Annotated in this window: 19 protein-coding genes; 8 read left to right on the top strand and 11 right to left on the bottom strand. The window is 54.6% G+C overall.

Annotated elements, in window-relative coordinates; translation table 11 throughout:
* Positions 1 to 6: 6 nt before the first annotated feature.
* Together glnL and glnA are read right to left on the bottom strand one after the other, a co-directional pair.
* Positions 7 to 1056 carry a nitrogen regulation protein NR(II) gene (glnL, locus tag SERS4_RS0125185; RefSeq protein ID WP_012147550.1) on the bottom strand — a complete coding sequence of 350 codons (1050 nt, stop codon included), beginning with the start codon at positions 1054 to 1056 and terminating at the stop codon, positions 7 to 9.
* Positions 1057 to 1240: 184 nt separating this feature from the next.
* A complete protein-coding gene (glnA, locus tag SERS4_RS0125180; RefSeq protein ID WP_012147549.1) occupies positions 1241 to 2650 on the bottom strand; it encodes a glutamate--ammonia ligase in 1410 nt (469 codons plus the stop codon).
* Between the two features lie 370 nt (positions 2651 to 3020).
* Here glnA and typA point away from each other — a divergent pair, with 370 nt between their 5' ends.
* The 5 genes from typA to fabY all read left to right on the top strand — a co-directional run bounded on the left by typA (position 3021) and on the right by fabY (position 7941).
* Entirely contained in the window at positions 3021 to 4844 is a 1824-nt protein-coding gene (gene typA / locus SERS4_RS0125175) for a ribosome-dependent GTPase TypA (RefSeq protein ID WP_012147548.1), read from the top strand.
* A gap of 164 nt (positions 4845 to 5008) precedes the next feature.
* Positions 5009 to 5599 (top strand): glucose-1-phosphatase, encoded by a 591-nt coding sequence (yihX, locus tag SERS4_RS0125170; protein WP_012147547.1) that lies wholly within the window; start codon positions 5009 to 5011, stop codon positions 5597 to 5599.
* Between the two features lie 49 nt (positions 5600 to 5648).
* Positions 5649 to 6539, top strand: a complete 891-nt coding sequence (locus tag SERS4_RS0125165) for a virulence factor BrkB family protein (RefSeq protein ID WP_017894466.1) — start codon at positions 5649 to 5651, stop codon at positions 6537 to 6539.
* The gene (gene dtd / locus SERS4_RS0125160) at positions 6536 to 6973 is read left to right on the top strand and encodes a D-aminoacyl-tRNA deacylase (protein WP_012147545.1); all 438 of its coding nucleotides are present in this window, start codon (positions 6536 to 6538) and stop codon (positions 6971 to 6973) included. The genes SERS4_RS0125165 and dtd overlap by 4 nt, the downstream gene beginning before the upstream one ends.
* A 23-nt stretch (positions 6974 to 6996) precedes the next feature.
* Positions 6997 to 7941 (top strand): fatty acid biosynthesis protein FabY, encoded by a 945-nt coding sequence (fabY, locus tag SERS4_RS0125155; RefSeq protein ID WP_017894465.1) that lies wholly within the window; start codon positions 6997 to 6999, stop codon positions 7939 to 7941.
* Positions 7942 to 8061: 120 nt separating this feature from the next.
* Here the strand turns inward: fabY and SERS4_RS0125150 are convergent, their stop codons facing one another.
* The 3 genes from SERS4_RS0125150 to SERS4_RS0125140 form a co-directional block, all read right to left on the bottom strand.
* Entirely contained in the window at positions 8062 to 10005 is a 1944-nt protein-coding gene (locus SERS4_RS0125150) for a S8 family serine peptidase (RefSeq protein WP_026142599.1), read from the bottom strand.
* Between the two features lie 361 nt (positions 10006 to 10366).
* On the bottom strand, positions 10367 to 12028 hold the full coding sequence (locus SERS4_RS0125145; RefSeq protein WP_017894463.1) for an AsmA family protein: 1662 nt from the start codon (positions 12026 to 12028) through the stop codon (positions 10367 to 10369).
* A 130-nt stretch (positions 12029 to 12158) separates the two neighbouring features.
* On the bottom strand, positions 12159 to 13559 hold the full coding sequence (locus SERS4_RS0125140; protein ID WP_017894462.1) for an NCS2 family protein: 1401 nt from the start codon (positions 13557 to 13559) through the stop codon (positions 12159 to 12161).
* 242 nt (positions 13560 to 13801) lie between these two features.
* On the opposite strand from SERS4_RS0125140, the gene gltS reads away from it, so the two are divergent.
* Positions 13802 to 15013, top strand: a complete 1212-nt coding sequence (gltS, locus tag SERS4_RS0125135) for a sodium/glutamate symporter (protein ID WP_017894460.1) — start codon at positions 13802 to 13804, stop codon at positions 15011 to 15013.
* Positions 15014 to 15072: 59 nt separating this feature from the next.
* Here the strand turns inward: gltS and recG are convergent, their stop codons facing one another.
* From recG to gmk, 5 genes are read right to left on the bottom strand one after another with little or no spacing between them, the layout of a single operon-like run.
* Positions 15073 to 17154: an ATP-dependent DNA helicase RecG gene (gene recG / locus SERS4_RS0125130; protein ID WP_012147539.1), complete on the bottom strand. Its 2082-nt coding sequence runs from the start codon at positions 17152 to 17154 to the stop codon at positions 15073 to 15075.
* A complete protein-coding gene (gene trmH / locus SERS4_RS0125125; RefSeq protein WP_012147538.1) occupies positions 17151 to 17846 on the bottom strand; it encodes a tRNA (guanosine(18)-2'-O)-methyltransferase TrmH in 696 nt (231 codons plus the stop codon). The genes recG and trmH overlap by 4 nt, the downstream gene beginning before the upstream one ends.
* Before the next feature lie 5 nt (positions 17847 to 17851).
* Positions 17852 to 19963 carry a bifunctional GTP diphosphokinase/guanosine-3',5'-bis pyrophosphate 3'-pyrophosphohydrolase gene (spoT, locus tag SERS4_RS0125120; protein WP_012147537.1) on the bottom strand — a complete coding sequence of 704 codons (2112 nt, stop codon included), beginning with the start codon at positions 19961 to 19963 and terminating at the stop codon, positions 17852 to 17854.
* Between the two features lie 19 nt (positions 19964 to 19982).
* Complete coding sequence (rpoZ, locus tag SERS4_RS0125115; RefSeq protein ID WP_004953385.1) at positions 19983 to 20258, bottom strand: DNA-directed RNA polymerase subunit omega; 276 nt, start codon at positions 20256 to 20258, stop codon at positions 19983 to 19985.
* A gap of 54 nt (positions 20259 to 20312) precedes the next feature.
* A complete protein-coding gene (gene gmk / locus SERS4_RS0125110; RefSeq protein WP_012147536.1) occupies positions 20313 to 20936 on the bottom strand; it encodes a guanylate kinase in 624 nt (207 codons plus the stop codon).
* A 284-nt stretch (positions 20937 to 21220) separates the two neighbouring features.
* On the opposite strand from gmk, the gene ligB reads away from it, so the two are divergent.
* Positions 21221 to 22954 (top strand): NAD-dependent DNA ligase LigB, encoded by a 1734-nt coding sequence (gene ligB / locus SERS4_RS25880; protein ID WP_017894458.1) that lies wholly within the window; start codon positions 21221 to 21223, stop codon positions 22952 to 22954.
* On the opposite strand, the gene SERS4_RS0125100 is transcribed toward ligB, so the two are convergent.
* The gene (locus SERS4_RS0125100; protein WP_017894457.1) at positions 22929 to 23546 is read right to left on the bottom strand and encodes a trimeric intracellular cation channel family protein; all 618 of its coding nucleotides are present in this window, start codon (positions 23544 to 23546) and stop codon (positions 22929 to 22931) included. The genes ligB and SERS4_RS0125100 overlap by 26 nt on opposite strands.
* A 282-nt stretch (positions 23547 to 23828) precedes the next feature.
* Here SERS4_RS0125100 and SERS4_RS0125095 point away from each other — a divergent pair, with 282 nt between their 5' ends.
* Positions 23829 to 24263: a DUF3574 domain-containing protein gene (locus SERS4_RS0125095; RefSeq protein WP_017894456.1), complete on the top strand. Its 435-nt coding sequence runs from the start codon at positions 23829 to 23831 to the stop codon at positions 24261 to 24263.
* The last annotated feature ends 33 nt before the right edge of the window (positions 24264 to 24296 follow it).

Genomic DNA, 24296 nt, shown 5'->3' with positions numbered 1-24296 from the left:
AAAACCTCACTGGCGAATAGGCAGGTAAACCGAGAATTCGGTATGTCCTGGCCAACTGTTAAATTCAATTTTTCCGCAATGCTGATCGATAAGATTACGGGCGATGGATAAACCCAGGCCGGTTCCGCCTTCGCGGCCGCTGACCATTGGGTAAAACAGCGTGTCCTGCAACTGCGCCGGTACGCCGGGGCCGTCATCTTCAATATCGATACGTGCCGCTAACCGGTAGCGGGTGCCGTGCAGGGTGATCTGGAATGCGGTTCGGGTGCGCAGCGTAATGGTGCCACCGGCTTCACCCAGCGCCTGCAGCGCATTGCGAGTGATGTTCAGCAACACCTGTTCGATTTGATCCGGGTCGTGCGCCAACTCCGGCAGGCTCGGGTCGTAGTCGCGTACCAGCGTTACGTTATCCGGCTTCTCCAGCGACACCAGTTGGCAGACTCGCTCCGCCACCTGATGAATACTTTGAGTAATGTGCTGGCCTGGCCGTTGCGGGCCCAGCAGGCGATCGACCAGATTGCGCAGGCGGTCGGCCTGTTCAATGATCACCTTGGTGTATTCGGTCAGCGACGGATCGGGCAGAGCCTTGGCCAGCAACTGTGCCGCACCGCGCAGCCCGCCAAGCGGATTTTTAATCTCATGCGCCAGGCCACGAACCAGATCGCGGGCGGCAACCTGCTGAGCGTGCTGCAGCTGTTCCTGGCTCAGGCGGCGTTGGTTATCCATCGGCGCCAGTTCGATCAGGATATAGCCTTCAGACAGCGTCTGGGCGGTCAGGGAGAGGATATGCGCGCGCCCGTCAACCACCAGGGTCACTTCGCTATCGGTAAAGCCCTGGCCGGCGCGCAGGCTCTCACGCATCAGATCGACATTCAGCGAAAAATAGCCGAGCAGATCGGGTAACGGTGTACCGAAAAGTTTACGGGAACTTTGTGCCAGCAGTTGTTGTGCCGCCGGATTGGCGTAATGAACCGCCAGCGAGTCATCCAACAGCAGGATGCTGTTGATGAGAGAATTGAGGATCTGCCCAGCATCGGGCAGCTTGCCAGTTGCCATATAGCAGACTCCTGCACCTTTTTAGTGCATCTATCCTACTCCATCCGCCCTGCGTGCGGCACGGAATAGTTTTGCAGAAAATACGGTGGAGAAAAAAACCCATCCGAAGATGGGCAGAAAGTTTCCACGGCAACAAAAAAAGACAACTAAATCTGAGCGCCGTCCGCAGACGGCGCGGTAAAACTTAAACGCTGTAGTACAGTTCGAACTCAACCGGGTGTGGCGTCATGCGAACGCGGTCCATTTCTTCTTTACGCAGATCGATGTAAGCGTCGATCGCGTCGTCGGTGAATACGCCACCGCGGGTCAGGAATTCGCGGTCTTCGCTCAGTGCAGCCAGCGCTTCATCCAGAGAGCCTGCAACTTTTGGAATTTCAGCTTCTTCTTCCGGTGGCAGGTCATACAGGTTTTTGTCCATGGCATCGCCAGGGTGGATTTTGTTAATCACACCGTCCAGGCCTGCCATCAGCAGAGCTGCGAAGCACAGGTATGGGTTGGCCGCTGGATCCGGGAAACGGGCTTCGATACGGCGCGCTTTCGGGCTGGCTACCACTGGGATACGGATGGAAGCAGAACGGTTACGGGCTGAGTAAGCCAGCATCACCGGTGCTTCGTAACCTGGGACCAGACGCTTGTAAGAGTTGGTGGTCGGGTTGGCCAGGGCGTTGATCGCTTTGGCGTGCTTGATGATGCCGCCGATGTAGAACAGGGCAGTTTCAGACAGGCCACCGTATTTGTCGCCGGCGAACAGGTTAGTCCCGTTCTTGGACAGTGACATGTGGCAGTGCATACCGGAGCCGTTATCACCGAACATAGGTTTCGGCATGAAGGTCGCGGTTTTACCAAATGCGTGAGCCACGTTGTGAACCACGTATTTGTAGATTTGGATTTCGTCGGCTTTCTTGGTCATGGTGTTGAAGCGGGTTGCCACTTCGTTCTGACCTGCAGTTGCCACTTCGTGGTGGTGAGCTTCAACCACCAGGCCCATTTCTTCCATGGTCAAACACATGGTAGAACGGATGTCCTGTGACGAGTCGACCGGAGGAACCGGGAAGTAACCGCCTTTGACTGCCGGACGGTGACCTTTGTTGCCGCCATCGTATTTGGTGCCGGAGTTCCATGCGCCTTCGATATCGTCGATAGCTACGTGGGAACCACGGATGCTGCTGCCGAAACGAATATCATCGAACAGGAAGAATTCTGGCTCAGGCCCGAACAGCACGGTGTCCGCGATGCCGGAAGAACGCAGGAAGTCTTCTGCACGCTTGGAGATTGAACGCGGGTCACGGTCGTAGCCCTGCATGGTGCCTGGCTCGAGGATATCGCAGCGAATGATCAGAGTGGATTCTTCGAAGAACGGATCCAATACCGCCGTGCTGGCGTCTGGCATCAGCACCATGTCAGATTCGTTGATGCCCTTCCAACCACCGATCGAGGAGCCGTCAAACATTTTACCTTCTTCGAAGAAGTCGGCATTTACCTGATGAGAAGGGATGGTAACGTGCTGTTCCTTACCCTTGGTGTCAGTGAAACGCAGGTCTACGAATTTCACTTCATGCTCATTCAGCATCGTCAAAACGTGTTCAGCGGACATACTTAACTCTCCCGGATTTGTCATTGTCTTCGTCGTGGAACGAATCTGTGGAACTGGCTTTTTTTGTCTTGAAAAGACTAAAGCGAAAACTGTGCCAACTTTGCGAAAGCGCTTTAATCGCCTTTCTGCGCGGCTTTTGCACAGAATCAGTATGCACCATCAGTGACGGTTTGCACCTAAATGGTGCAATCAATGCGGGATGGAGCACTGTAATGGTGCAAAAGTGCACCAGATGCTGCTTTTTGCACCGTGAAAGGGATCACATACTGACCTGTACACAGTTGTTTATAAGAGACTGTTGTGATCTTGTTTAGTCCCTCGCTTAATACGTGTACAATAGCGCGCTATTTCTAATGCCTGAGGCAAAGCTGTGATCGAAAATTTGCGTAACATCGCCATTATTGCCCACGTTGACCATGGTAAGACCACCCTGGTTGATAAGCTGCTGCAACAATCCGGTACTTTCGGAGAGCGTGTAGAAGCCACCGAACGCGTAATGGACTCCAACGATTTGGAGAAAGAGCGTGGGATTACCATCCTCGCTAAAAACACCGCCATTAATTGGAAAGACTACCGCATCAACATCGTGGATACCCCAGGACACGCCGACTTCGGCGGTGAGGTTGAGCGTGTGATGTCAATGGTTGACTCGGTGCTGCTGGTTGTGGATGCAATGGATGGCCCAATGCCGCAAACCCGTTTCGTGACCAAAAAAGCGTTTGCTAATGGTCTGAAGCCGATCGTGGTAATCAACAAGGTTGACCGTCCAGGCGCACGTCCTGATTGGGTTGTTGATCAGGTCTTCGACCTGTTCGTTAACCTCGACGCGACCGACGAGCAGCTCGACTTCCCAATCATCTATGCTTCTGCACTGATGGGGATCGCGGGTACTGACCACAACGAGATGGCGGAAGACATGACCCCGCTGTATCAGGCGATCGTAGACCACGTGTCTGCACCGCAGGTTGAGCTCGAAGCACCGTTCCAGATGCAGATCTCTCAGCTGGACTACAACAACTACGTGGGCGTTATCGGCATCGGCCGTATCAAGCGTGGTAAGGTCAAGCCGAACCAACAGATCACTATCATTGATAGCGAAGGCAAAACCCGTAACGGTAAAGTTGCCAAGGTTCTGACCCACATGGGTCTGGAGCGTATCGAAGCGCCTATCGCTGAAGCGGGTGACATCATCGCTATCACCGGTCTGGGCGAGCTGAACATCTCTGACACCATCTGTGATGTGAACGCGGTTGAAGCGCTGCCGGCACTGTCTGTTGATGAACCGACGGTAACCATGTACTTCAACGTCAACACCTCTCCGTTCTGTGGTAAAGAAGGCAAGTACGTGACTTCACGTCAGATCCTCGACCGTCTGAACAAAGAGCTGGTGCACAACGTGGCACTGCGCGTTGAAGAAACCGAAGATGCTGATGCATTCCGCGTATCTGGCCGTGGTGAACTTCACCTGTCGGTTCTGATCGAAAACATGCGTCGTGAAGGTTTCGAGCTGGCGGTTTCCCGTCCTAAAGTTATCAACCGTAAAATCGATGGCCGCATGCAAGAGCCATTCGAAAACGTGACGCTGGATATCGAAGAACAGCACCAGGGTTCAGTCATGCAAGCCATGGGTGAGCGCAAAGGTGACGTTAAGGACATGATCCCAGACGGCAAAGGTCGTATTCGCCTGGATTACCTGATCCCTGCGCGTGGCCTGATCGGTTTCCGTACCGAGTTCATGACCATGACTTCCGGTACCGGTCTGCTGTACTCCACCTTCAGCCACTACGATGACGTGCGCCAGGGTGAAATCGGCCAGCGCCAGAACGGCGTGCTGATCTCTAACGGCCAGGGCAAGGCAGTAGCATTCGCCCTGTTCGGTCTGCAAGATCGCGGCAAGCTGTTCCTGGGTCACGGTGCAGAAGTGTATGAAGGCCAGATCATCGGTATTCACTCACGTTCTAACGACCTGACCGTGAACTGCCTGACCGGTAAGAAGCTGACCAACATGCGTGCTTCCGGTACTGACGAAGCGACTACCCTGGTTCCTGCTATCAAGATGTCCCTGGAGCAAGCTCTGGAATTCATCGATGATGACGAACTGGTAGAAGTTACGCCAACGTCCGTACGTATTCGTAAACGTCACCTGACTGAAAACGATCGTAAGCGTGCAAGCCGCGGTCCTAAAGAAGCTTAATCGCTGATTTAGTCTGCAACACTTAGGGCGCGTCCAGCGCCCTGAGTTTTTTCCTCTGTCTTTTCCCATTTCTGCCGCGTGCTATACGCTTTTCCACCTGCTCCCTATTCAGCCTCTGTTTTTCCCGCTACAGTAAAATCTCACCGGCCCATCAGGAGAGGACTATGCTGTATATCTTTGATTTAGGTAATGTGATCGTCGATATCGATTTCAAACGTGTACTGGGTGTATGGAGCAATTTAAGCGGTACGCCGCTGGCGGTCTTGTCCGAACGTTTCACCATGGGCGAATTGTTCCAACAGCATGAGCGCGGTGAAATCAGCGATGAAGATTTTGCCGGGCAACTGAGTGAAGAGATGGGCATCGCTCTGAGTTTCGAACAGTTCGCTACCGGTTGGCAGGCGGTGTTTGTCGCCCTGCGCCCGGAAGTGATCGACATCATGAAACGTCTGCGTAGCGAAGGTCACCGTGTCGTGGTGCTGTCGAACACCAACCGCCTGCACTGCAATTACTGGCCGCAGCACTACCCGCAAGTGGCGGAAGCCGCCGATCATCTGTACCTGTCTCAGGACATCGGTATGCGCAAACCGGACGCCAACATCTATCAGCACGTTCTTAACGCAGAAAATACCCCGCCGGACCAGGCCGTGTTTTTTGATGATGTGGCGGCCAATGTAGCCGCGGCTGAAGCTCTGGGGATTAAAGGGGTGCACGTGACCGATCCTGACGTGGTGCCGGCTTATTTTGCCCAATGACCGCAAAGGGTTAAGCTTAAGGCGTACAAACTGACATCAAGGAGTGGATATGTCATTTTTCCGCCGCAAGAAGCTGCCTTCTGCGATCAAACCCGGCGTCACCTTTGGGCGGCTGCTGATCAAACGCGTCGATAGCGATGGCCTGACTATGTTGGCAGGCCATTTGGCTTACGTTTCCCTACTGTCGCTGGTGCCACTGGTGACCGTGGTGTTCGCGCTGTTTGCTGCGTTCCCGATGTTCTCCGATATCAGCGTCCAACTGAAAAGCTTCATCTTCTCCAACTTCATGCCGGCCGCCGGCAACGTGATCCAGAGTTATCTGGAGCAGTTTGTCGCCAACTCCAACAAGATGACTGCCGTCGGCACCTGCGGGCTGATTGTCACCGCGCTGTTGTTGATCTCCTCGGTGGACAGCGTGCTCAATACCATCTGGCGCAGCAAAAATAAGCGTCCAATCGTGTTTTCTTTCGCGGTGTACTGGATGGTACTGACCCTGGGGCCGCTGTTGGTCGGTGCCAGCATGGCGATCAGCTCCTATTTGCTGTCGCTCAACTGGTTGGCGCAGAGCGGTGTCAACAGCCTGGTGGATCAGGTACTGCGTATATTTCCGCTGATCCTGTCATGGATATCCTTCTGGCTGCTGTATTGCATTGTTCCGACGGTGCGGGTGCCACCCAAGGATGCACTGATCGGTGCGCTGGTGGCCGGGGTGCTGTTTGAGCTGGGCAAGAAGGGTTTTGCCTTGTACATCACCATGTTCCCGTCTTACCAGCTGATTTACGGCGTGCTGGCGGTGATCCCCATTTTATTCCTCTGGGTCTACTGGAGCTGGTGTATCGTGTTACTCGGTGCGGAAATCACGGTGACCATTGGGGAATACCGCGACTACCGCCAACAGAAGGCGGAACAACAGGATCAGCCACCAGAAGGGCAGTTATGATTGCGTTAATTCAGCGGGTATTAAATGCCAGCGTTACGGTTGAAGGGCAAACGGTAGGCAACATCGGTCCCGGTTTGTTAGTGTTATTGGGCGTGGAACAGGACGATAACGAGCAGAAGGCCGTTCGCCTGTGTGAGCGTGTATTGGGATACCGCATCTTTGGCGATGAGAACGACAAGATGAATCTCAATGTCCAACAGGCAGGGGGCAGCCTGCTGGTGGTCTCGCAGTTCACGCTGGTGGCCGACACGCAAAAAGGGATGCGTCCGAGCTTCTCTCGCGGTGCGGTACCGCAGGAGGCCGACCGGTTGTACCAATATTTTGTTGGCCAGTGCCGCGAGCGCGGCATAGAAACCCAAACCGGTGAGTTTGCGGCCGATATGAAAGTCGCGCTGGTGAACGACGGGCCAGTGACGTTTTGGCTTCAAGTCTAAGTATTCTGAGAGAGAAAGCGTCTATGTATCACCTACGAGTACCGGTAACAGAACAAGAACTGAAGGATTATTACCAGTTCCGCTGGGAAATGCTGCGCAAGCCGCTGCACCAGCCGGTGGGGTCGGAAAAGGATGCCTATGACGCCATGGCGCATCACCAAATGGTGGTGGACGAGGGCGGGAAAATTGTCGCTATTGGGCGGCTGTATATTAATGCGGACAACGAGGCGGCGATTCGTTTTCTGGCGGTAGACCCGACGGTGCAGGACAAGGGCCTGGGTACGCTGGTGGCCATGACTCTGGAGTCCGTGGCACGCCAGGAAAGCGTAAAGCGGGTGGTGTGTAGCGCCCGTGAAGATGCGGTGGATTTCTTTGCCAAACTGGGCTTCGTCAATCAGGGTGAGATCACCGCGCCGCAGACCACGCCGATTCGTCACTTCCTGATGATCAAACCCGTGGCAACGCTGGACGACATTCTGCATCGCCCCGACTGGTGCGGCCAGCTGCAGCAGGCCTGGTACGATCATATCCCGCTCAGTGAGAAAATGGGTGTGCGTATCAGCCAATACACTGGTCAACGCTTTGTCACCACCATGCCGGAGATCGGCAACCAGAACCCACACCATACGCTGTTTGCCGGTAGCCTGTTCTCGCTGGCGACCTTGACCGCCTGGGGATTAATCTGGCTGTTGCTGCGTGAGCGCCATTTGGGCGGCACCATTATTCTGGCCGATGCGCATATCCGTTACAGCAAGCCGATCACCGGCCGACCGCGGGCAGTGGCGGATCTCAGTTCGTTGAGCGGTGATTTGGCGCGTCTGGCACGCGGCCGACGTGCGCGTGTCCAGGCGGAAGTCCACCTGTTCGGAGACGATGACAGAGGTGCGGTGTTTGAAGGGACTTATATGGTGCTGCCGGCCGAGCCGGAAGTGCCGCTGGACCAGGGTGGGTCAGAGGCGATAGTTTGATGCCGTGAGTCTTGCCAATCTTGACGGATAAGTATGAGAGTTACCCATTTTTGTATGAGGTCCAGACCTCAAAACAAAAGGGTAACTCCCATGCGTTAGCTCAGCGAGCGCGACAGCGTGTTAACAGCCGGGATGCATATTAGCCGCGCCTTTTATACGCCACACGCCCCATTCACCCGTCGCGCCAGGCACATCGCCCCGGGTCCACCAACCGTTCTGCCACTCTTTGCCGTCATAGGCCACGGTACTGCAGAGCTTGTCATAGGCCTTGTTACTGTCCCAGGGCGCTGCCGATGAGGCATCAGCCAGTGTAAAGCTCAGCGTTTCCTGTTTAACCGTCTCCCCTTTCTCATTGCCGGCCTTATATCTTAATGAATACTTACCCGCGGTAACGTCGGTCAGAGGGATTTGCACGGTGACGCTGTCATTTTCAATTTTCTGTTTAACAACGCCTTTTTTATTACCTTGTTGATCCGTGACTTCAGCTTCCAGCGTCATGCTTCCTTCCGCCTGGGCGCCAAAACTCAGGATTGAACGCCCTTGTTGGATGATTTCCGTCCGCAAATTAGAAATGGTCAGGTCTTCATTCGCCGGGGTTTCGTTCAGCATTTTTTCCGCCGCTTTCATCACATCAGGCTGGGTGCCAATCGGCTGATGGGTATCCACCAACGGGGTGCCGGTTTCCGTCAGCAACTTACGCAGCTGCTTGGGGGTAATTAACTTGCCGTGTTGTTTCGCTATCCCCGACAGACTGGCGGCAACACCGGCGATAATCGGGTTGGCGGATGAAGTGCCTGAGAATGTTTGGGTATATTGCGCATTAGTTTCTTTCCACAAGTTTGCCTCAATATCCAGCGTGGTGGTGACAATGTCCCAGCAACCCCAACTTGCACTATCGATACGGGAACCATAGGTACTGAAGACCGCCTTTTTGCCATTATTGCCACATACGGCTCCGGCGATAATGGCGCCAGAATCCCTGACGTTACGATCGAATTTCCCGGAGAAGTTGGGATGATCGAGATTTACGTTACCATTGCCTGCCGCCATGATGACGTGAATCCCGCTGTCAGTGGCCGTTTTAATTGCATCAAACCAGGCTTGTTCATGTTCTACCGGCACAAAGCAGTTGCCGGACCGGCATTCGGAAGCAGGGAGAAGAGGAGTCCTTCCTTGCTGGCCCAGTTGCACTACATCGCCGGTTTTTAGCAAATTGATCCCTTTGATGAAATCAGATACCGGCCAGGCTGCGTAGGCAAATCGAGCCTGATGGGCTATGCCCAATACGCCGAAGTCATTGTCTTTTCCGGCCATAACACCGAGTGACATCGTATCGTGATAACGAGAGGGGGGATAATCGTTCCCGATTGAGAAAATGGCTCTTGGCAGGTCTATATGATCGTTATTCCAACGCCCATTTTCGCTGGACATCACCGTTACCCCTTCACCTTTAGCGCCAGGATAATGCTTGTGTGCATTTAACGCATTGACGCCCCCCAGAACATAACCGGTTCGCTGTTCATCCGGTGATTTAAGATAGTCTTGCATATCGACAAAGGAGGGAACGTGGCGGGTGTTGCGCTCGGGTAATGAAAATTTATTCTCATCTAATGAGAAGTGGCGAACCTCTCCAGATGCGGTGACGTACTCATCCATTGATATTGGTTTGGCTGCAGGATAAATGACATCGATATCTTTATCATTTTCAAACATTCTTACGATGTTATTAATGTATTCGACATCATGAGTTTTTCCTTCAGGTATTTTCACTGCGTAATACTTGTTTAATCCATTTTTTTTACTGGCCTGGCTAATCAGTGAGCTGCGTTGAGTTTCTTTAAATAATTTTTCAAAGTTCATCTCCACCCCATCACTGCCGTACAGGGATAAACTTTGCCCGCCATTCCTGCTCTGTATGCTTTCGCCTATATTCTTCACCCCCTTATCGCTTAACTTCAACACTACTGAGTTATACTCAATATTTTCAGTGGCATAGAAGTCGGCCTTGGCCATGGCATTAACAGAATAGATGGCGAGCAGGGTAAGGAGTAATGACTTTCTCATAATGGCCTCTAAATTGGTTTTTTCCGTATTAAAAATCCATCAGAATATCTATTTATAATAAAAATCATTACTCCATTAAAAATAGATAATCCTTGAGAGGGATAAAATTCAATGAGAGTAAGGTATACGTTGAAAAAACGACCAATAAAATGGTCTGTTTATTAAAAACCATCAAAATTCATTATTTTAATATAGGGTTGGTAACGGGAGAGCATAAGGTCATAGGTATAAAATATATCTAAGAAAAGCGGTTTTAAGAGATATAAGGGAATTTGAGAGGCAGGTTGTGAGTTTATTCGCGGTTCAGGTCATCATAGGGCGGCTTACCACGCTAAATCACGCGGGTAGGCCGCCCTTTGCATTAAGGCAGTTGTTGTTCCAGTGTTTGCCCGTTTTTGCTGGTGGCCTGCAGCCGGCCCTGCAAAGAAGACTTAAACGGCCCGTCGCTGTTCAGTAGACCTTTCAACTGTAATTGCAGGTTACCGTCACCTTCCAGTGGTACCTGCTGCCATCCCCATTGTTGCAGGGTGTTCACCGGTACCGAGCGCCCGTTTAGCGACAGCGTAAAGGGTTTGCCCGGCAATTGCTCAATGGTGGCTTTGGCTTCCAGTAATCCCTGCGGCATAAAAGCACTGAGATCTGTGACGTTGATCTGCCCGTCATTGGCGTTCAGCGCCAGCGATGGGCGGCGAACGTCTATCTTGTTGAAGGTGGCTTCGCTGCCATTGAGGTTCAGCGTACCGGACCAGATGCCCCATTGGTGGTCGCGTGCCAGCAGCAGGTTACTGCCGTAGCCGTCCAGCGCGGTTACCTGGAACGGGAAGGCCGGATTGATATCGATGATCAGGTTGCGGTTGGTGGTCAGCTTGTTGACGTATACCTCCGCCAACCAGTGTGGCAGCGTTTGTAGCCACAGCCCGCGCCAGTTGCTCGGCAAGGTGTATTCCAACGCGGCGACCGCCACCTCATCGAGTTGCAGGCGGTTATTGGCGCGCAGCCAGTTGCCGGAAGTGCGCAACAGCCCGCCTTCCCAGCGGGTGGTGAACTGTTGAATGGCAATGCCGGCCGGCGAGAGGCGCATATTCATGATTGGATCAATCAGGTGGAAGCCGCCGTTGATCAAATCGCTGGCGTTGAAGTTCAGTGAACCGTCCGGACTGCTCCAGTCGCCCTGCTGGAAGGTGACGTTTTGCAGCGACAGATCGAGATCGTTGAATGCCCATTCTTTGCCTTCCAGCCGCGCATCGATCAGATCAAAACGTTTGAGTGTGATCGGCGGCAGGGCAGTAAAGCGCTGCCAGAACTGTTCCAGCGTCAGTGGTGTCTGCATACGTACGCCACTCAGCCGCAGGCGTTCTACCTGCCAACTGCCATTAGCGGCGCGGGTGGCTACGCCAGTCAAATCACCTTGCGCCAGGTCGGCGCCGAAGTTGCTGAGCAGCAACTGGTTTTGTTTGAGTTCGCCCTGTACCAATACCTGAGAGGAGGGGATGCCGTTCAGCGTCATGGAACCGGCGCTGAACTGGAATTGATGGTTCTCACCCAAGGGATGACCGGCTTTCGGTTGCCATGGCGTAATACCGGCATTGACCCGTTGCGCATTGAGCTGCCAGGTTTCATCGTTGGCTTGCAGTGCCATATTGCTCAGTTGCAGCACATCGGCCTGAATCGGCAATACAGCATTTTGCTGAGGTAGCTTAAGCGTACCCTCGCGTAGCGTGACGCTATGGAAATAACGCGGCTCGGTAAGTTGGCGCAGGCTGAGGCCTAAATCCAGTCGCTTGGCGACCAGCGAGGGTGGCTGATTCTTTGTCGCTAATTGAACGTCTTCCAGGCTGATTTGACCTGGTTGGTCCCACGAGTGCGAGATCTTCGCTACCGACAGGCGATATTCACTGTTATCGCTGATCCAGCGGCTCAAGTAGCCCGCGGCCCAACGGGTTTGCCCAATGACGTACAACAGCGCAATGGCAAGCACTACCAGCAGCAGCAACGTCAGCAACAGTTTCCCGATAAATTTCATCGTCTACATCCGCGTCGGTCAAAAAAGATACCCTGTTTATGCCGCAATTGGCCGGGCATCTCAAGTGCAATGGTCTGATAGGCAATAAAAAAACGGCCGCGAGCGGCCGTTTGACTGTCAGCGTGGCCGATTATGGCTTTTCGTGTTCGTGTGGGAACACCAGGTTCAGCACGATAGCGGTGATGCCACCGGCAGCAATACCGGAGGAAAGCAGGGTTTTCAGCCAGTCCGGCGCGAACTGCAGGATCAGCGGCTGCTGGGAAACGCCCATACCCACCGCCAGAGACAGCGCCATGATCATGATTGCGCGGCGATTCAGTCGTTCGCGAGACACGATACGCACGCCAGATGCGGCGATGGTGCCGAACATCACCAGGGTTGCACCGCCCAGAACCGGTTCGGGAATATGTTGCACGAAACCGGCCACCGCCGGGAACAGCCCCAGTACGATCAGCATCAGCGCCACCACGAAACCGACATAGCGGCTGGCAACGCCGGTCAGTTGGATCACGCCATTGTTCTGACCAAAGCAGGAGTTGGGGAAGGTGTTGAATACTGCCGACAACATCGAGTTCAGGCCGTTAGCCAACACACCGCCCTTCAGGCGCTTCATATACAGCGGACCGCTGACAGGCTGTTCTGACACGTCCGAGGTGGCGGTAATATCGCCGATGGTTTCCAGTGAGGTGACCATAAAGATCAACATCAGAGGTAACAGCAGGTTCCAGTCAAAACCCAGACCGTAATAGAGCGGCGTTGGGATGACTATGGCTGCCGTCTCGAGAGCCGGTTGGCTTTGCGGCAACATATCCATGGCCCAGGCCAGCAGATAGCCGACCGCCATGGCAATCACCAGTGAGGCAACGCGCAGGTAGGGGTTGCGCTGACGGTTAAGCAGAATGATAACCAATAATACCGCACCGGCCAGCAGCAGGTTTTTAGGGGCACCGAAGCTGCCTCCGTTCATCGCGGCATAACCGCCGCCGATGGAGGTCAGCCCGACCTGGATCAGCGATAAACCGATAATCATCACCACAATGCCGGAGACCAGCGGGGTGATAATACGGCGTGCCAGGTGAAGGACGCGCGACAACAGGATTTCGGTGCAGGAGGCGACCATTAGCGTGCCAAATAGCGCTGCCATCATGGTGGGAACATCGGCACCGCCGTTTTTCAGCGCCAGACCGCCCATAATCAGCGGCGAGACAAAGTTAAAGCTGGTGCCCTGAATGGACAGCAGGCCACAACCGACCGGTCCCCAGGTTTTAATTTGCAGGATCGAGGCCAGACCGGAGGCAAACAGCGACATGCTGATAATGTGCTGAGTATCTTGTGCCGGTAACCCTAACGCCTGACAAATCAACAGCGCCGGGGTGATCACCGCAACAAACATTGCCAACAGGTGCTGACCGGCGGCAAACAGCGTTTGCGGCAGAGGTGGGCGGTCTTCAAGACGATAAATCAGCTCGCTGTTACGGGGTGTGGCAGAGGTTTTTTGCGCGGCATCGAGCTCGGCGGATGGCATGGTCATGGTGTGGCATTTCCAGAAACGGCAAAGCAGGCATTTTAATGATTTGACCTACAAAAGCAAACGGTTGCGCGTTAAAGTTATGTTAGCTTTATCGCCGGTTATGTCGCATTTTCGTTCATTTTTTCTTGTGTTATCAGCGTTTTTTACTTCTAATCCCGCACTCATCAAGTTTTAAAAACTAAGCGGTTTTCTATAACTTATTATTTCTTAATTGGATCTTTCCCCTTACATGGAGTACCTGGATGTTTCATCTTGATACTTATGGCACGTTAGTCGCGGCAACATTGGTTTTGCTCCTCGGGGGCAAATGTGTCACCAGCATTCCCCTGTTGAGAAAATACACTATCCCCGCCCCTGTCGCCGGTGGTTTGCTGGTGGCGCTCCTGTTGTTAGCCCTGAAAAAGCTGGTTAACTGGGAAATCAGCTTCGATATGTCGCTGAAAGACCCGTTGATGCTGGCCTTCTTCGCCACCATCGGTCTGAATGCCAACCTGGCGCGATTGCGTGCGGGCGGCAAGGCATTAATGGTGTTCCTGTTTGTGGTGCTGGGCCTGCTGCTGGTGCAGAACGCCATCGGCATCGGCATGGCAAAAATGCTGGGTCTGGATCCGCTGATGGGTCTGATTGCCGGCTCCATCACCTTGTCCGGTGGCCATGGCACCGGGGCGGCCTGGAGCAAGCTGTTTATTGAACGCTACGGGTTTGAAAACGCCACGGAAGTGGCGATGGCCTGTGCCACCTTCGGGCTGGTACTGGGTGGCCTGATCGGCGGCCCGGTTGCGCGTTATCTGGTGAAGCACTCGTCCACGCCGGAAGGCACGCCGGATGACAGCGTCCAGCCAAGCGGTTTTGAAAAGCCGGAGAGCGGTCGTTTGATCACCTCGCTGGTCATGATTGAAACCATCGCCATGATCGCCATCTGTCTGAGTCTGGGGCAGCTTATCGCCGGCCTGTTGAATGGTACGGTGTTTGAACTGCCAAACTTCGTCTGCGTGCTGTTTGTTGGCGTGATCCTGAGCAACACCCTGGCCTTTACCGGCTTTTATACCGTGTTTGAACGCGCGGTATCGGTGCTGGGTAACGTCAGCCTGTCGCTGTTCCTGGCCATGGCGTTGATGAGCCTGCGGCTATGGGAGCTGGCTTCGTTGGCGCTGCCGATGTTGGCGATCCTGGCGGTGCAAACGCTGGTGATGGCGCTGTACGCGATTTTCGTCACCTACCGGGTGATGGGCAAAAACTACGATGCGGCGGTTCTGGCTGCTGGCCACTGTGGCTTCGGCATGGGTGCGACGCCAACGGCGATTGCCAATATGCAGGCGATTACCGATCGCTTCGGCCCATCGCACCTGGCGTTTCTGGTGGTGCCGATGGTGGGGGCGTTCTTTATTGATATCGCCAACGCGATTGTGATTAAGCTGTATCTGCTGTTGCCGGTGTTCCCGGCGATAGGTTGATTAGCAGATTGCAATAAACCAGAAGGGCGCCGATTGGCGCCCTTTGTTTTGGCAGGGAATTAGGCGTTTGAGTAACGCGCTTTTTCCGGTAACCAGCGTTCAATCAGGGCGTGGGCATGTTGCGGATATTGCTGATGGATATGACGAGCGACGCGTTGTACTTCCGGGATCATCGCCTGATCGCGTAGTAAATCGGCTACCTTAAACTCGGCGCTGCCGGTTTGGCGTGTGCCAAGCAGCTCCCCGGGGCCACGGATCTCCAGATCCTGCTGGGCAATGACGAAGCCGTCATTGCTGTCACGCAGCACCTGCAGCCGCTTCTGTGCGGTTTTGCTCAGTGGCGTTTTGTACAGCAACACGCAATGTGACGCCACGGCACCACGGCCCACGCGGCCACGCAGCTGATGCAACTGTGCCAGTCCTAACCGCTCCGGGTTTTCGATGATCATCAGGCTGGCATTCGGCACGTCGACACCGACTTCGATCACCGTTGTCGCCACCAACAGCTGGAGCTCGCCTTGTTTAAAGGCCTGCATCACCGCCTGCTTCTCTTGCGCTTTCATTCGGCCATGTATTAACGCGACTTTCAGCTCCGGCAGCGCGGTTTTCAGTTCTTCCCAGGTGGCTTCTGCGGCCTGGGCTTCGAGTAGTTCAGACTCTTCGATCAGCGTACAGACCCAATATGCTTGCCGGCCTTCTTCCAGGCAGGCGCTTTTCACCCGCTGGATTATATCGGCGCGCCGGGTATCGGGTATCGCGACGGTAGTGACCGGCGTTCTGCCCGGGGGCAGCTCGTCGATCACCGAGGTGTCGAGATCGGCATAGGCGGTCATTGCCAGCGTGCGTGGGATGGGTGTGGCGGTCATGATCAACTGATGGGCATGGAAGCCTTGCTCCTCCCCCTTTTCCCACAGTGCCAGTCGCTGGTGGACGCCAAAACGGTGCTGCTCGTCGATGATCACCAGTGCCAGGCCGGAAAATTTCACCTGTTCCTGGAAGATGGCGTGCGTGCCGACCACCATCGACACCTGACCACTGGCAATAGCCTCTTGCTGTGCGATACGCGCCTTGCCTTTTTGCTTGCCGGCCAGCCAGCCGACTTCCAATCCCAGCGGTTCAAACCACTGGCGGAAATTGTTGGCATGCTGTTCGGCCAGCAGTTCCGTAGGCGCCATCAATGCCACCTGCTTGCCGTGGGCGATAGCGCGTAGCGCGGCCAGTGCAGCCACCAGCGTTTTACCTGAGCCGACGTCGCCCTGTACCAGGCGCATCATCGGGAAGCCTTTTTGCATATCGGCTTCAATATCTGCCACCACGCGGTCTTGGGCGCCGGTCGGTGTAAAGGGTAACTGGGCGAGAAATTGTGTTTTAAGCCGATCATCCGGCATCAGAGGCAGCGCCTGATAGCTCTGAGCGCCGGCGCGTACCGCCAGCATACTGAGGTTATGCGCCAGCAGCTCTTCCATGATCAGTCGTTTTTGCGCCGGGTGTTTACCCTGTTCCAAATCAACCAACTGGATATCCGGCGGCGGGCGGTGCAGGGTATGCAATGCCTGTGGCAGACTCATCAAACCACCGCTCAGTTCCGACGGCAGCAGTTCGGTGATGGCGCAGGTATCCAACAGTTCCAGAGCCTGATCGGTCAGTTTGCGCAGCGTAGCCTGCCGGATACCTTCAGTCGTTGGGTAGACCGGGGTCAGTGACTCTTGCAGCTCAACCTCGCTGCTTTCTCCCTGAATGCGGTATTCCGGGTGAATAATTTCTGCGCCGTGATTGCCGCGTTTGACTTCACCATAGGCGGTCACGCGACGGCCGGTTGCCAGGCTGTTTTTCATCGCCGCATTGAAGTTGAAGAAGCGCATGGTGAGCAGGCCGGTACCGTCACTGATCTGGCAGGTCAGCATACGTCGACGGCCAAAACTGATGTCCGTACGCAGTACTTCACCTTCCACCGTGGCAAAAATGCCCGGCTGCAGGTCGTTTATTGGATAGAGGCGGGTGCGGTCTTCGTAGCGCAGTGGCAGGTGCAGCAGCAAATCCTGAATGGTTTCCAGGCCAATTTTAGCCAGTTTCCCCGCCTGGCTGGCACCCACGCCGGAAAGTGTGGTGAGTGGGACAGCATCCAGCAGGCGGCCTTTCATTTGCGTACCGTCGCTTGCATGGCTGCCCACCATTCGGCATCGGCGACCACCTGGCCCTGTTCATCAATGTGCGGACGCGGCAGTCTTTTACGTTTGGCCACGTTGGCCAGCACCGGATAACCACCTTCAAACAGCAGGCGCTGTTGTTCTTCCTGGTCGAGCATGCTGTGCTCACGGCGATACAGACCGGCATTTTGCCGCTGGCGTTGGGCTTCGTACAGGATCAATGCTGAGGCGACCGACACGTTGAGTGACTGCACCATACCGATCATTGGAATGATGATGTCCTGATCGGCAAGCCGCAGGGCTTCTTCGGTAATACCGGTTTTTTCCTGGCCCAGCAGCACGCAGGTCGGGCGGGTGTAATCCACCTCGCGGAAGTCTACTGCGCGGGCGGATAGGTTGGTTGCCAGGATCTGCATACCCTGATCTTTCAAATGGGTCACGGCGTCGACGATGGTGGGATGGGTTTTGACATTCACCCAACTGTTGCTGCCGGCGGCGGAGGAAACCAGGGTTCGCATGCGTGGGGTTGGCCACACGGCATGCACCTGATGCACACCGACGGCGTCGGCGGTGCGGATAATGGCGGAGACGTTATGCGGTTTGTGAACCTGTTCCAGGCAGACGGTTAAATCCGGCTGCCGGGTGGCCAGCATTTCACAAATCCGCGCATAGCGTTCAGGACTCATAAGCGCTAATTTCGGTTACGGTTAACTTTAATCACATCCGGCATGATACGGATTTTACGCATAATATTTGCCAGATGGATACGATCGCGGGTGGTCAAACGGATAAATGCACTATAAACCCGGCCGTCTTTTTCTTCGGTATTCAGGCTTTGAATATTGGACTCAGCCGCATTGATGGCTGCCGTCAGGTTGGCCAGTGCCCCCTGATGATTAAACATGTCCACTTTGATCTCGGCGATGAATTCCTGTTCGATATCTTGATCCCATTCTACCGCCATGAACTTTTCAGGTTCTTTCTGGTAGCCGCGGATATTTCGGCAGGACTCATGGTGGATCACCAGGCCTTTGCCTGGGCTGACGTGGGCGATGATCGGATCGCCTGGAATAGGTCGGCAGCATTTAGCGAAGGTGATCAGCACGCCGTCTGAGCCCTTGATCGCCAGATTACGAACCCCAGAGGAGGCCCCCAGATTAGACTGGTCACCCTGCAGGTTTTTCGCTACCACCACGCTCATGGCATTGCCCAAGCCGATTTCAGCCAACAGGTCGTCCAGCGTCGCCAGTTTCATGCGATCCAACTCGTGTTGGATATTTTCTGCCGGAACCTCTGCCAGTTTGCGACTGCCGCCCAATGCATGATTTAACAAGCGGCGGCCGAGGCCGACTGAATCATCGCGCTTGAGGTTTTTCAGCATTTGGCGGATTTTTGCGCGCGCTTTTGAGCTGACGACAAAGTTCAGCCAGGCGGCGTTAGGCCGTGCACCAGGAGCCGTGATGATTTCGACCGTTTGCCCGCTGGTCAAGGACTGTGACAGCGGGTATGGCTGGCGATCAACACGTGCGCCAACGCAGGCATGGCCGATATCGGTGTGCACCGCGTAGGCGAAGTCGACCGGCGTTGCGCCCGCAGGCAATTCAACAATGCGGCCTTCCGGGGTGAAAACGTAAATCTCATCCGGGAACAGATCGGATTTTACGCTCTCGATAAATTCAAACGAACTGCCGGCGCTTTGTTGCAGCTCCAGCAAGCTCTGCATCCAGCGCTGAGCGCGGATTTGTGCGGTGGTGCCGGTTTCGCCCTGTTCTTTTTCTTTATAAGCCCAGTGCGCGGCGACCCCCATTTCGGCCATCTGATCCATATCTTCGGTACGGATCTGCACTTCAACCGGTACGCCATGTGGGCCGATCAGTGAGGTGTGCAGCGATTGATAGCCGTTGGCCTTGGGAATGGCGATATAGTCTTTGACCCTGCCCGGACGCGGTTTGTACAGGCTGTGAGCCTGGCCCAGCACGCGGTAGCAGGTGTCGACTTCCTTCACGATCACCCGGAACGCGTAGATATCCATAATCGAATGAAAACGCTGTTCTTTCAGGTGCATCTTGAGGTAGATGGAATACAGATGTTTTTCCCGTCCGCTGACGCGGCAGGGAATGCCAGCCTCGGTCAGTCGCCCTTCGATCTCGGAGAGAATCTTCTGGATCATCTCTTTACGGTTACCGCGTGCGGCTTTCACCACTTCTTTGATTACGCGATAGCGGTTCGGGTACAACGCCTCAAAACCCAGCTCTTCCAGCTCGGTTTTCAGGTGGTGAATACCCAGGCGATGGGCCAGGGGGCTGTAGATTTCCAGGGTTTCACGTGCAATACGCCGCCGTTTGTCAGGACGCAGCGAACCGAGAGTGCGCATGTTGTGCGTACGGTCGGCCAGCTTGATCAGCACGACGCGGATATCCTGCACCATCGCCATGATCATCTTGCGGAAGTTTTCCGCCTGAGCTTCTTTTTTATCCTGGAACTTCAGCTTGTCGAGCTTGGATACGCCTTCAACCAGTTCGGCAACGCTTTTGCCGAATAGCTGTTCCATATCCTGGTAGGTGGCCGGGGTATCTTCGATGACGTCGTGCAGCAGTGCTGCCATCAGCGTCTCATGATCGAGACGCATTTCCGCCAGAATGCAGGCCACGGCAACCGGGTGAGTAATGTAGGGCTCACCGCTGGAGCGTGTCTGTCCCTCGTGAGCATCACGTGCAACGAGGTATGCCTGTTTGAGGCGCTTAATCTGCTCCTCAGGCAGGTAACGTTGAATCAGCAGATTCAGGCTTTCAAACAGGTACAAAGGCAGACTCGCAGTCTAATTAACGACGACCTTCAGCAATGGCGGTAACCGCTTGAATCTCTGCGGCTTCCTGCTCTTGCTGCTCCTGACGATCACGAACATCGAGGATTTGGCTGGTGATCAGGCCTTCTTCGATTTCGCGCAGCGCGATAACGGTGTACTTGTCGTTTTCTTCCGGAACAAGTGCATCTTTACCGCCAGTCTGGATTTGACGTGCCCGACGAGCAGCGACCAACACCAGGTCAAAACGGTTACCAATTTTCTCTACAGCGTCTTGAACAGTTACGCGTGCCATATTTGTGCTACTCCACAGGTGACGAAAAGACTGGGCATAATACTGAAACTGTCTTCAGTCTGCCAATAGTTTGCTGATTAAAGCGTCATGCCGCAGTAATTGGCGGCCTAAACGCAGGCGTTCGGCGCGAATAATGGTTTTCAGATCGGACAGGGCCAGATCGAAATCATCGTTCACGATTAAATAATCATACTCCGCGTAGTGTGCCATTTCGGCCACGGCCTGAGCCATGCGTTTGGCGATCACCTCATCCGAGTCTTGCCCGCGGCCACGCAGGCGACGGCCAAGTTCGTCCTTCGACGGCGGCAAAATAAAGATGCTGCGCGCCTGTGGCATTTTGGCGCGAATTTGCTGTGCGCCCTGCCAGTCGATATCCAGGAAAACGTCTACGCCGGTCGACAACACTTGCTCAATAGCGGCACGTGAGGTCCCGTAATAGTTGCCGAACACTTCCGCGTGCTCAAGAAACGCATCCTGCTCAATCATTTGGCAGAATTCATCTTTTGAGACGAAGAAATAATGATCGCCGTGCTGTTCACCCGGGCGGCTGTCGCGCGTGGTGTGCGAAACCGAAACCTGCGTGTCGTACAGCGGTTGCGTCTTTAACAAAGCCTGAATCAGACTTGATTTCCCTGCGCCACTGGGGGCAGAGACAATATAAAGCGTGCCTTGAGCCATGATGATGTTCGTTGATAGCGGTTGATATGCCAATAACAGCGGATGTGTATTTTCTCCGCACAGTATACACGGCTAACGAGCCGGATGCAGCGTTAGCTCGCATTTTGCCCGCCGCTTTGTGCTGAAAAAACCTCAAACTGGCGGGTTTGCGCAGCGTATCGCTAAGTTTTGGCGGTTTTCTGCAACGCGATCTGCTTTTCTCGAGCCGTTTTGCATAACGACTCATTGGCCATTGCCGTGCCTTCACTTCCCGGATTTACTGCCGGTTATCAGGGAGGTGCTCAATGCATAAGGGTGTTATGGGGATCGGGATGATCCTGCTGGGTTGTTTGGCGTTTAGTGGGTCGCTATGGGCGGAGACTTGCCCGACATGGCGACCTGAGCGGCTGCAACTGGAGATAACCACGTTAAAAAACCAGCTTGAGCGCTGGGATGTGGCTTATTACCAACAGGGAAACAGTTTAATTGAGGATGAAGTGTACGACAGCCTGCGGAAAAAGCTGCGGCTGTGGCTAGGTTGCGCCGGGCTGGCACCGGCAGATGAACCTGTTCCGCTTTTACCGGCGGGCAAGGTGTCGCACCCGGTTGCGCATACCGGATTACGTAAATTGCCGGATACGGCTGCTGTGGCCCAATGGCTACATGGCCGTAGCGATCTTTGGGTGCAACCCAAGGTGGACGGCGTGGCCATTACGCTGGTTTATCGTGACGGAGAACTGGTGGCGGCCATCAGTCGGGGAAATGGGCTAAAGGGGGAGAATTGGCTGGAAAAAGTACGTGCGATACCGGCAGTACCCGCCAGTATCAAGGGGTCTCCACAGACGCTGACTCTGCAAGGTGAGCTGTTCCTGATGGTGAACGGTCATCAACAGAAAATCAGCGGCGGCATCAATGCCCGGGCGAGGGTTGCCGGTGCATTAATGAAAAAGCAGCTTTCGCCGCTATTGCAACAGATTGGCCTGTTTGTCTGGGCTTGGCCGGACGGTCCGCAGGCCATGCCGCAGCGTTTGCAGCAGCTTGCCGCAATGGGGTTCCCCCTGGCCCAGGCTTACTCGCAACCGGTGAAATCATTGGCGGAAGTGCAGCAATGGCGGGAGCACTGGTACCAGGCGGCCTTGCCTTTTGTTACCGATGGTGTGGTGATTCATCAGGCGCGTTCACCGCAGGGACGGTATTGGCAAGCGAAGCCCGGCGATTGGGCCGTGGCCTGGAAATATCCGCCTGTGCAGCAGGTTACGCAGGTCATTGGGGTCGATTTCAATGTGGGCCGTACCGGGAAAATTGCCGTGGTACTGAGGCTTGAGCCTGTCAGACTGGACGACAAATGGGTGGCACGGGTTAATCTCGGTTCGCTGTCACGTTGGCGACAGTGGGCGGTTGCGCCGGGAGATCAAGTGGCGATCAGCCTGAAGGGGCACGGTATTCCACATCTGAATAAAGTGGTCTGGCGGGTAAAAGAAAGGTCAGTACCCAGTGCGCCATCCGCAGAAGATTATCATCCGTTGAGTTGTTTTAGTTGGCGGCCGGATTGTCGTCAGCAATTTCTTGCCCGGCTGGCATGGCTAAGTGGCCGACAGGGGTTAAATCTGCACGGCGTCAGTGAATCCACCTGGCAGGCATTAATCGATCAGGGGTTGGTACGGCATCTGTTGGACTGGCTGGTGCTGACGCCGGAACAGTTGATGTCTGCCCCTGGTATTGGTGATAAGCGAGGGCAGAGTATTTACCGGCAATTTCAGTTGGCACGGCAGCAGCCATTCGCCCGCTGGTTAATTGCTTTAGGTGCGCCGCTGTCCCCACAGCAAGCGGTGACGTTGAAAAACTGGCATCAGGCCCAGCAATTGCCAACCGAGGCGTGGCGGACAATGGCCGGTATTGGTACCAAAAGGGCGCGGCAGGTTGTCGATTTTCTTCAACACCCGCCACTGCTGGCCCTGGTCAGCACGCTGGCATCCCAGCAAATAACCGGTTTTGCCCCTGAGGCGGATCCTGTTAATGATCCGGGTGCTGGTAATTAAATACCGGCAGGCCCAGACGAAAGCGCAGGGCGAGCAAGCGGGCGCTGAGGCCGACGACCAGCGTGATGATCACCACCATGTTATGCGGCAGGCTGAAGTGTTGCAGGCCGATATACAACCAGGCGGCGCCAAAGGAGATACCGGCATAGATTTCCTTCTGGAAAACCAGCGGAATGCGGTTGCAGAGCATATCGCGCAGTACGCCGCCGAACACGCCGGTGATCACGGCGGCAATCGCAGCGATGATGGCGCCATGGCCCATATCCAGCGCGACCTGCGCACCGATGATTGAAAACACAATCAGGCCAACGGCATCCAAAACCAGAAACAGACGGCGCAGGTGGCGCATCAGTGGCGCCAGCCAGGTGGTAACAATCGCGGCAATGGCGACGATAACGATATATTCAGGATGTTTGACCCACCCCAATGGAAAATGCCCGAGCAGCATATCGCGCACTGAACCGCCACCGATCGCGGTGGCCGAAGCGATAATAATTACGCCAAACATATCCATCTGGCGACGGCCTGCGGCCAGTGCGCCGGTCATGGCTTCGGCAGTGATGCCAATGATATAAAGAATGCTCAGTAACATAAGGTATTCACAGGGTGGGCGGGAATGGGTGTAATGGTGGAAGGGTAATCGCCGACGGGATATATCGCTACTGAGTTTTTCTAACCGGTGACGCTTCGGATTACTTTAATTAATCCATTGGTGGTTTTTTTAACTTGTTTATTGCCTTTTTTAGTCTTTTATTGCTAATCGATGCATTAGAAATTCAGTGTTAGTTTCTATGGCTGACTATATTTATTGCAGTAGGTCTGAGGCGGCTGGTCGACAACGAATAATGGCATTCACTAAGGAACATAAAGATAAATGAAAAATACTCTCCTGCTGGCGACGGCTTTAACCGCTGCCTTGCTGACTAGCGGTTGTGTTGCCCCGGTTCCAAACACCGCGAAGCAAAAGACGGCGACTTGCTCCGTAGGCGATCCCATGACGCAAACCACGCTGTATTTTGGTCTGAATCGCCCCGTGGGGCCGGTGATTAGCGCAGCAGAGTGGCAGAGTTTTGTGGATCGGCAAGTGACGCCGCGCTTTAAAGATGGGCTGTCGGTATTTGATGCCAAAGGGCAGTGGCTGGGTAATGACGGCAAGCTGGCACGTGAGAACAGTAAAGCGCTGATGCTGATCCATGCACCGGGCAAGGAAAGTGAAACCAATATCGAGGCGCTGCGCAGCAGTTATAAGCAACAGTTTGCCCAGGATTCTGTGATGCGGGTTGATACCCCTGTCTGTGTCGCGTTCTGAGGAAGTCCCGGCCCGCAGGCCGGGATATGAGTT

The sequence above is a fragment of the Serratia sp. S4 genome, from assembly GCF_000347995.1.
Lineage (GTDB): Bacteria > Pseudomonadota > Gammaproteobacteria > Enterobacterales > Enterobacteriaceae > Serratia > Serratia quinivorans.
This window is presented reverse-complemented; position numbering and strand designations above follow the sequence as displayed.

Coding starts and splice junctions, on each gene's coding strand:
- SERS4_RS0125145 (WP_017894463.1), bottom strand. CDS start 12,028: ATGAAATTTATCGGGAAACTGTTGCTGACGTTGCTGCTGCTGGTAGTG.
- fabY (WP_017894465.1), top strand. CDS start 6,997: ATGTATCACCTACGAGTACCGGTAACAGAACAAGAACTGAAGGATTAT.
- glnL (WP_012147550.1), bottom strand. CDS start 1,056: ATGGCAACTGGCAAGCTGCCCGATGCTGGGCAGATCCTCAATTCTCTC.
- gmk (WP_012147536.1), bottom strand. CDS start 20,936: ATGGCTCAAGGCACGCTTTATATTGTCTCTGCCCCCAGTGGCGCAGGG.
- dtd (WP_012147545.1), top strand. CDS start 6,536: ATGATTGCGTTAATTCAGCGGGTATTAAATGCCAGCGTTACGGTTGAA.
- trmH (WP_012147538.1), bottom strand. CDS start 17,846: ATGAGTCCTGAACGCTATGCGCGGATTTGTGAAATGCTGGCCACCCGG.
- rpoZ (WP_004953385.1), bottom strand. CDS start 20,258: ATGGCACGCGTAACTGTTCAAGACGCTGTAGAGAAAATTGGTAACCGT.
- ligB (WP_017894458.1), top strand. CDS start 21,221: ATGCATAAGGGTGTTATGGGGATCGGGATGATCCTGCTGGGTTGTTTG.
- SERS4_RS0125165 (WP_017894466.1), top strand. CDS start 5,649: ATGTCATTTTTCCGCCGCAAGAAGCTGCCTTCTGCGATCAAACCCGGC.
- recG (WP_012147539.1), bottom strand. CDS start 17,154: ATGAAAGGCCGCCTGCTGGATGCTGTCCCACTCACCACACTTTCCGGC.
- yihX (WP_012147547.1), top strand. CDS start 5,009: ATGCTGTATATCTTTGATTTAGGTAATGTGATCGTCGATATCGATTTC.
- SERS4_RS0125150 (WP_026142599.1), bottom strand. CDS start 10,005: ATGAGAAAGTCATTACTCCTTACCCTGCTCGCCATCTATTCTGTTAAT.
- gltS (WP_017894460.1), top strand. CDS start 13,802: ATGTTTCATCTTGATACTTATGGCACGTTAGTCGCGGCAACATTGGTT.
- SERS4_RS0125140 (WP_017894462.1), bottom strand. CDS start 13,559: ATGACCATGCCATCCGCCGAGCTCGATGCCGCGCAAAAAACCTCTGCC.
- SERS4_RS0125095 (WP_017894456.1), top strand. CDS start 23,829: ATGAAAAATACTCTCCTGCTGGCGACGGCTTTAACCGCTGCCTTGCTG.
- glnA (WP_012147549.1), bottom strand. CDS start 2,650: ATGTCCGCTGAACACGTTTTGACGATGCTGAATGAGCATGAAGTGAAA.
- SERS4_RS0125100 (WP_017894457.1), bottom strand. CDS start 23,546: ATGTTACTGAGCATTCTTTATATCATTGGCATCACTGCCGAAGCCATG.